The 6763-nt window shown below is 32.4% G+C and carries 10 protein-coding genes and 1 pseudogene; 8 read left to right on the top strand and 3 right to left on the bottom strand.

The features are described 5' to 3' along the window. Positions 1-102 precede the first annotated feature (102 nt). Together AAC147_RS01575 and AAC147_RS01580 are read left to right on the top strand one after the other, a co-directional pair. Entirely contained in the window at positions 103-291 is a 189-nt protein-coding gene (locus AAC147_RS01575) for a hypothetical protein (RefSeq protein WP_156115416.1), read from the top strand. Further along, complete coding sequence (locus AAC147_RS01580; protein ID WP_047684985.1) at positions 260-643, top strand: hypothetical protein; 384 nt, start codon at positions 260-262, stop codon at positions 641-643. The genes AAC147_RS01575 and AAC147_RS01580 overlap by 32 nt, the downstream gene beginning before the upstream one ends. Before the next feature lie 141 nt (positions 644-784). On the opposite strand, the gene AAC147_RS01585 is transcribed toward AAC147_RS01580, so the two are convergent. Both AAC147_RS01585 and AAC147_RS01590 read right to left on the bottom strand, forming a co-directional pair. Continuing rightward, positions 785-1090 carry a hypothetical protein gene (locus AAC147_RS01585; protein WP_047684988.1) on the bottom strand — a complete coding sequence of 102 codons (306 nt, stop codon included), beginning with the start codon at positions 1088-1090 and terminating at the stop codon, positions 785-787. Further along, positions 1071-1583, bottom strand: a complete 513-nt coding sequence (locus AAC147_RS01590; RefSeq protein WP_047684992.1) for a hypothetical protein — start codon at positions 1581-1583, stop codon at positions 1071-1073. The genes AAC147_RS01585 and AAC147_RS01590 overlap by 20 nt, the downstream gene beginning before the upstream one ends. A 468-nt stretch (positions 1584-2051) precedes the next feature. On the opposite strand from AAC147_RS01590, the gene AAC147_RS01595 reads away from it, so the two are divergent. Next, positions 2052-2585: a DUF1643 domain-containing protein gene (locus AAC147_RS01595; RefSeq protein ID WP_072032554.1), complete on the top strand. Its 534-nt coding sequence runs from the start codon at positions 2052-2054 to the stop codon at positions 2583-2585. On the opposite strand, the pseudogene AAC147_RS01600 reads toward AAC147_RS01595, so the two are convergent. Beyond that, positions 2560-2819: pseudogene (locus AAC147_RS01600) on the bottom strand (ISKra4 family transposase); the annotation flags it as partial. The gene AAC147_RS01595 and the pseudogene AAC147_RS01600 sit on opposite strands and share 26 nt — an antisense overlap. Before the next feature lie 182 nt (positions 2820-3001). Here AAC147_RS01600 and movA point away from each other — a divergent pair. The 5 genes from movA (at position 3002) to AAC147_RS01620 (ending at position 6762) form a co-directional block, all read left to right on the top strand. After that, positions 3002-3073: a methanobactin-like peptide MovA gene (movA, locus tag AAC147_RS20000; RefSeq protein WP_445286324.1), complete on the top strand. Its 72-nt coding sequence runs from the start codon at positions 3002-3004 to the stop codon at positions 3071-3073. Positions 3074-3135: 62 nt separating this feature from the next. Continuing rightward, positions 3136-4236 carry a multinuclear nonheme iron-dependent oxidase gene (locus AAC147_RS01605; RefSeq protein ID WP_047684995.1) on the top strand — a complete coding sequence of 367 codons (1101 nt, stop codon included), beginning with the start codon at positions 3136-3138 and terminating at the stop codon, positions 4234-4236. Next, the gene (locus tag AAC147_RS01610) at positions 4220-5005 is read left to right on the top strand and encodes a multinuclear nonheme iron-dependent oxidase (protein ID WP_047684998.1); all 786 of its coding nucleotides are present in this window, start codon (positions 4220-4222) and stop codon (positions 5003-5005) included. The genes AAC147_RS01605 and AAC147_RS01610 overlap by 17 nt, the downstream gene beginning before the upstream one ends. Beyond that, entirely contained in the window at positions 4998-5546 is a 549-nt protein-coding gene (locus tag AAC147_RS01615; RefSeq protein ID WP_047685001.1) for a hypothetical protein, read from the top strand. Before AAC147_RS01610 ends, AAC147_RS01615 begins: the two co-directional genes overlap by 8 nt. Continuing rightward, the gene (locus AAC147_RS01620) at positions 5536-6762 is read left to right on the top strand and encodes an MATE family efflux transporter (protein ID WP_047685004.1); all 1227 of its coding nucleotides are present in this window, start codon (positions 5536-5538) and stop codon (positions 6760-6762) included. Before AAC147_RS01615 ends, AAC147_RS01620 begins: the two co-directional genes overlap by 11 nt. The last annotated feature ends 1 nt before the right edge of the window (position 6763 follow it).

Genomic DNA, 6763 nt, shown 5'->3' on the forward strand with positions numbered 1-6763 from the left:
TCCGTTACTCCCGAAACCCCTATTTCAGCGCATTCATAACGATATTATCTACTGTTGGCAAAGGAAGGCCAGCTTTGGTTAGGTGATTGTGAAAAATGCGGTATGGAAAGCGCATTAGTTGAGACAGAAACAGGGTACGAAGACTGGCTGTATGAAGGGGATAAAGTGATATGTAATGGTTGTTGGCGCATGGGCCATATTGTGATTTTACCTTGTGAACCCGTGCCTATGCTGAATGGGACGCATGATTGGAGGAAAAATGACAGACAAAATCGTTACTCTCAAATTTAATAACGATAATAAAATTAGCACTAGCACCACAATCACTCATAAAACACCCGAACAATCCCGCTGTAAACATCCTGCGATAACAATCAATGAACAATATCGCATCGTCAAATGTAATCAGTGTGGCTGTAATATCGATGCATTTGATTATCTGCTGGAAAGTGCGCGTGAAGCTGAACACACAGTGAGGGAAATTAAAAGATTATTCAAACAACGAGATGATCTGAGAGCTTCGTGTGACAACCTGCAACGGGAAGAGAAAAACACAAAGGTTCGCCTGCGAGGCACAAAAACACAATTGCAGTTCTTGGAAAACGATATCAAGAAAATTCAGGAGGCAGAAAGAAATACCTAATTCCAGCCACTATCACTCAAATTAGTAGGTTACCTATTAACTGGACTGGACTGCAAGTATTTATTTGCGGTTTTTTGTCACTCTTACGGTGATACTAAGAGTGACAAATCGCGTTCATTTTACAAATTTTTCCTTATATGATTAGGCAGGAAAAGATTGTGTTACTTGACTTTTTTGGTGAATAATTTTCATTGCATCTTGAACCGTTCTAGGTCTAGCTGAGGTGCGCATAATGTCACAAAATTCCTCGTGCATATTATGATTGATGGCTTTCTCCATTAAGACATCAATATTCTTGATACTAATCGTTTCAGAAAGGATAATTTTTACCTTTTTTTTACGCATATTACGTGCCATAAATGTCATAAAACCCCCGAATGCGAATAAAGAGATACTGATAGCTAATTTCGTTCCGAGTAATGTTTGCTTATCTGTAATCAATAGCACCAGAGATACACCACCTAATAAAAAAGCAATCGTACTGATGAATTTGATTAAATTTTATAGCTTTCATAGACAAAAAATAGATAAATTTGTCCCAATCTGATTCTCTTTTATTTTCAATTTGGTAGGCTTGGGCTAAAGCATGTCCAAGTCCGAAATTTGCTTGACGGATCGTGATGGGATTAGTTTGTTGGGCCACCCATTCGTTGAATTCAGTAGTGACACCGTTGTTCTTGACTATTACTGTGAATTTGTCATTTCCCGGCCATTTGAATACCTCATCGAGATATTTTTCATGTAATCTAGCCTGATTAATTACGCGACAGGTATAATGGAAAATAATTCCGGCGATCATACAGTTGATGCTTATAACCATTTGATTAATAGTCAGCTCATCGGTTACAAAAAAATTTATTATTATATTGAATAAAACGACAATACAGATGATTAATGAACCTAGAGAAAAAATAAATATTGTTTTTAATTTGTTATTCAAAGATCACTCCAATTATTAATGAGATATACATAGTCAGTTCAGTTCAATGCGGTATTGTTATTTTTTTAACCAAAATATGTCTTTTGTGACTTTTTAACACCTATTACCTCAAAAATATATTCTTTCATCGGTCAAAAAATTTTCCATAACGTGCCGCAAACGTTGAAACTAGCATCTTCTGATATTTTCACAGGATATGGCAGTATTAACAACATTATGATTTATCTTCATATGTGACACAATGGTCACAAAATAATTCTCTATACCCAATGGATTTCAAGCTGCATCGCGGCGGTAAGGGAGCTAATCCCCGGGAGCATAGATAACTATGTGACTGGGGCGAGTGAGTGCAGCCAACAAAGAGGCAACTTGAAAGAGAAGGGTATATAACGACAAGATACGTCGTAAATCCTCGCCCATCGCGTGCGGGAATATAATACTTTCTTTATCTTAAAAATAAGGACGCCAATGAAATCATCAGCGACTATCTCTAAGTGTGGTAAGTACAGGTATGATCTATGTAGAATTTGGGATAGTAGTAAGCCCTATCTCATGTTTATCGGACTAAACCCATCAACAGCAGACCATGAAACAGATGATCCGACGATAAAGAGATGCATAAGTTTCGCCAAAAAACTAGGTTTCGGTGGAATGTATATGTGCAATCTGTTTGCTTTCAGAGCGACACGACCTAGCGATCTATTTGCCGAAGATAATCCAATAGGGATAGATAACGATCTATATATTAAAAAAAATTCAGATGAAGCCGGTATGGTCATAGTTGCATGGGGCAGTAAGGGAGTTCATTTTGGTAGGTATAAGAATGTGTTAGATTTGATAGATAATGAATTGTTTGTCTTAGACATAAATAAATCAGGACAACCAAAACATCCACTCTACATGGAGACCATAAAACTGTGGGGCATTCATATGCAGCAACTGCCTCTGTCCAACAATGCTCCGTTTCGTCGCCTAATTTTATGCCCGGATACCAGTGCTTAAATTGAATTTTCAATCATCATTCAGTACCGCCGTGCGTGTCTGGAGTAAGTAATGCGCGCCTTGCTGGCTCCATTGTATTTGCTGCTTTTTCACCATTCGTTTAGCAATGGTATAGTTGATAGTTGATTCAACAAATGCAGAGTAAATAGGTTCACCATATCGGTACATTTCACCGTAATCCGGGATAATAATGCGGATATTTTCAATATAGGTGTACATTTCATTAATAGTTTTTAAAAAAATAGTGGTAACAAAATTTTAATTAATTTCTTTTGAGTACTTAAAAAATTAACAACATCAGATGGTTAAATAAATGTGGATTTTATGTGATTTTGATCACTTGAAATGCAATTTTTATTTGATAAATTCCTTATCTCATTTTCAAGTTTTATTAAACTAACATAGGGGATTAAACCATGAAAAATATAATTAAAGTTGTAGTCAAAGTGAAAGATAAAGAAATGACTTGTGCTGATTACAATAAATAAAATTTAATTATAAATTCTCCCTGTATTATCCACAGGGAGAATTTATTCAGGAGATAAAAATAATGAAGTTAGCATGTAGCTTTAATCCTGCATTTGAAAGCAGTGTGCTAAAAATGTATAAAAACATCCAGCTCATGGAACTCGGATTCTTGGCCTATAAGAAAATTTTTCAAGTAGGGTCCAAGCCTATATATTTCTGTGATAATCTATCACTTTCCCTCCATATATCCAGATCACCAATAACAGAATATGTTTTACACCAAAATATCTTCATTAAAGAAAAATTAGCTCCTATAAAAGAAGATGTAAGGATAAAAAGCATAGGTTTTCACCTCTGTGGTGATCGATGTGAAAATATAGGTAAATTGGGGTTTTCATCACACTATAATGCATCTGAAGAAAAAGAAGAAAATGCAGTTAGATTCATATATAAAGTACAAGAAGATACAGAAAAAGATGTATGGATAGAAAACGCAAATTTTTACTCGTCTTCACCAGAGGAAATTTATAGTAATTGGAAAAGTTTTAATCGGATATTAACTGCATCAAAAGCAAAATCCATCATTGACTTATCTCACTTAGTTATTGATTGTAAAAATAATGGAGTAGATCCTACTATACTAATAGGTCTCATTGATTGGGAAAAAGTTATTGAAATACATCTTTCAGGAATTCATCTTGGAAAAGATGGAATATTGCATGATGGGCATGATAGTTCAGTATCACCAATGGCGTGGGAGATATTAGAGAAAATTTTACACTTAAACTTACTTAATGATGATGTTTATATTAACATTGAGCACAGTAATACAGAATGGAAATACAATCAAGATAGCTATGATAGAGATTTTTTGTTTTTAGAAGAAAGAATAAACAATTTCAAGAGTATATCGGCTAAAACACTTAGTCCGTTGAGATATGCTAAAAATTACCTAAAAAAAATCATTAAGAACGATATTGAAAACTTTCAGGAAATAGTAAACCATCTGGACTTCACCGAGTCTGAATTATTTGATACTTGGTTCCATTATATTGAAAAAAAAGGGTATCGAATTTCACTATCTGAAGATGAAATGGATTCAATGATTGCTAGTAAATCACAATATATTATTCATTCATTTACTGATTTTATCGAGGATATACAATATGAAGATAGGAATTAACTGGTCTGGACAAAGAGAGTTGCCTGTTTTTATAGAGGTTTTAAAAAAAAATCACATAGATTTCGTAGAGATAGTTATTGATAACTTCCTTAATACAGATTCTAATTCAATATTAAAAATACTAGATGGGAGGAATTGTGCATTTCATATAATGAATTCACAGTTTTTACACCGTCCAGAGACACAACTGCTTGAGATAACAAAGCTAATCAAAAAGCTAGAAAAAGATTTACACCCTCTGTATATTTCTGACCATATTGGGATTTTTTTTATAGAAAATCAAGCCACACCTCAAATGCTAGAAATTAATTATGAATACCATTTCGATTGGATTAGGAGTAAAGTATATTTATGGCAGTCTCTATTAGAAACTTCACTGTTATTAGAAAATTATCCATCTGTAATCCCCCAAGAACACGCCCAATCATCTTTTTATCATCGTTTAGTAAAAGAAACCAACTGCCAATTGCTCTTTGATATTTCTAATGCTGTAGTTGCTGAAAAAAATAAATGTGAGTTAAAAGAAAGTTGGCTTCCTCTACTGTCTAATACACGACATTACCATATTGCAGGTTTTGAACCTTGCTCCATAGGTGATTTTTTCAGGGATACACACGCTAGCTGTATTGATTTGGAAACAAAAAAATTTCTAGAGAACATAATACAATCTAATAATATTGAAACGATTTCTGTAGAGCGTGATGATAACTTCAATATATTAGATTGGTCTAAAGACATACAATTAGTTAATAGGTGTTCTCATGCGTAAAATATTTTATAACTCTGTTATTAATCCTATTAATATCAATAACCATTCGATGAATTTATTGGAAATACAATTTAGAGATTTAATAATTGATGCCTCAAGATATCTAATAGAAAATGCTTGTCCTGATATTATTTATTACTTTAATATTAATGAAAACAAAGTTTATCATAGATTTATTTCTTGGTGTTATGAGAATAATGAATATACAGATTGGCGGTTAGGTATTTCTCTAATAAAATATCTTAATGAAATAAAGGTTCCCGTAGAAATAAAAATCAAAGAAGAGCTAGCGCTCCTTTCTTGTTCACAGTGGTCATACATGAACAAGTCAGAAAAAATAATAATTTTAATTTTATATGGTGAAATAAGAGATAAACTATTCGGCTCACAAAAGTCAACTAAGGCAGATCAGTTTCGTGAGGTTTTTTATATTAATGTAGATAAAAGTGATTATTTAATTGACAATGGTGAGTTCTTTTTTTGGGAATTAAATGAAGATGATGACGTTCCTAAATTAATGGAGAGTAAAAATGAAAGATGATTTCATTTCAAGAGCATTTATCATCTCATTTACCCGTTTCATTGCATTATCATTACCCCTTTGTGATATGATTATGTTAGGTCATCAAGGAAATGAATACGTAAAAAATTTTTCTGTTGCTGCACAATTGAATCAGATTTTCGTTATTCTATCAATAATGCTTAGCATTGGAATTAATATTGTAATTGGCAAGGCAAACCATAAAAAAAGACAAAGGTATATTCAAGGAGTAATAAGATATTCTATTTATCTATCCATCTACCTATTTATTATTGGCTTAATCACATCTTTCATTCTTCATGATAATAGCCAAGCCCTTAAAACATATTTAATTCTAAATGTTAGCATATTACCATTGTGCATTTCAATTGGATTTTCCAATATATTAGAAACTATTAAATTAGAAAAAAAAGTCTTCCTAATTACTCTATATAGTGCAATTGCAAACTTTATCTTAAATTACATATTTATTAAGTGTGTTAATGATAGTTCAATGGCCGTTTCAGCGTCAACTTGTTTTGTTAGACTATTGATATTACTACCTCTTTGTTTTTTATTTTTAAAGCAAAAAATAAAATTAAAGCCAAGAAAATTTAACGGTTTAAATTATAATATTTTTATATTAGGACGAAGTGGAGCCATAACCAGCCTCTGCTTTACCGGTGGTTTATCTTTTCTGGTTATGTATATTGCAAACAATATGATAACAAAAAATTCTGCATTTTTTGGTTTGACTTTGAATTTCATGAATACAATTTCTGTTATTTTTATTGGAATGACAATATCATTAACCATATCACTAACACAAAATAATGAAAAAAATAAAACTATTACTGTAAATTATCTTAAAAAAGGAATGTTATATATTGCATCATTTTCATTTTTATTTTATCTTATCACACCTCTACTACCTTATATTTATTTAGGCCATACTGATCAAGTATTAGCTAGATATTTTGCTTTATCAGTTGGTGTAATTGCATTTGATGGTATAGCTCAAACCTTCATCGCAACTCTTCGGGTATATGGTATGTCACAACTTCCGCCACTATTCAGATTATCACTCATATTAATCGGAATCCCATTATCATTTATTTTATCAATTGATAATGATCCAGTTGCAAATATTATTAAATGTATGATGCTTGGTAATATGTTAGCAAGCTTATTTTGTGGGCTCTACTTTATTAGGTCTCGATCATATACAGGATCTTAAG

This window comes from Xenorhabdus sp. NBAII XenSa04, from assembly GCF_963866145.1.
Taxonomy (GTDB): Bacteria; Pseudomonadota; Gammaproteobacteria; order Enterobacterales; family Enterobacteriaceae; genus Xenorhabdus; species Xenorhabdus indica.

Excerpts from the sequence above, each read along its gene's own strand:
- AAC147_RS01575 (WP_156115416.1), top strand. The coding sequence starts at position 103 with ATGGAAAGCGCATTAGTTGAGACAGAAACAGGGTACGAAGACTGGCTG.
- AAC147_RS01580 (WP_047684985.1), top strand. The coding sequence starts at position 260 with ATGACAGACAAAATCGTTACTCTCAAATTTAATAACGATAATAAAATT.
- AAC147_RS01595 (WP_072032554.1), top strand. The coding sequence starts at position 2,052 with ATGAAATCATCAGCGACTATCTCTAAGTGTGGTAAGTACAGGTATGAT.
- AAC147_RS01605 (WP_047684995.1), top strand. The coding sequence starts at position 3,136 with ATGAAGTTAGCATGTAGCTTTAATCCTGCATTTGAAAGCAGTGTGCTA.
- AAC147_RS01610 (WP_047684998.1), top strand. The coding sequence starts at position 4,220 with ATGAAGATAGGAATTAACTGGTCTGGACAAAGAGAGTTGCCTGTTTTT.
- AAC147_RS01615 (WP_047685001.1), top strand. The coding sequence starts at position 4,998 with ATGCGTAAAATATTTTATAACTCTGTTATTAATCCTATTAATATCAAT.
- AAC147_RS01620 (WP_047685004.1), top strand. The coding sequence starts at position 5,536 with ATGAAAGATGATTTCATTTCAAGAGCATTTATCATCTCATTTACCCGT.